The 322-nt window shown below is 29.5% G+C and carries 1 protein-coding gene; it reads right to left on the bottom strand.

Features of this window, described 5'->3' with window-relative positions; all coding sequences use genetic code 11:
* Positions 1-255 (bottom strand): hypothetical protein (locus A9G11_RS07910; RefSeq protein WP_141674381.1); only part of this gene is annotated, 255 nt, incomplete at its 3' end.
* Positions 256-322 lie beyond the last annotated feature (67 nt).

The raw sequence follows: 322 nt of genomic DNA, 5'->3' as shown, positions 1-322 counted from the left end.
TAAGTAAAAGTCTGGAAATAAATTTTCAAACCCATCATCATCATCAAACCCATCGGCTACAATTTGTGGTTTACCACAATAAGAATGGCTAGTTGCCATATAATTTTTTAATTGCTGATTAACATAGATACAGTCAACCATTAAATTGTTATTCTTAATCATTATTGGCATATAGGCCTCAGTTTCATCTGAAGCGGTATTAGAATAATAAAATGCTGGTTTATTATTCCATCTAAAAAAATTAATATATACCATGCCTCTAATTCCAATTACATTTTTAAGGGATTTATTGATATTTTTTCCATGTACTTCCAATATGCCG

This window comes from Gilliamella sp. wkB108 (genome assembly GCF_001690195.1).
Taxonomy (GTDB): Bacteria; Pseudomonadota; Gammaproteobacteria; order Enterobacterales; family Orbaceae; genus Gilliamella; species Gilliamella apicola_L.
Note: the sequence above shows the minus strand (reverse complement) of the source record. Positions and strands in the feature narration are given on the sequence as shown.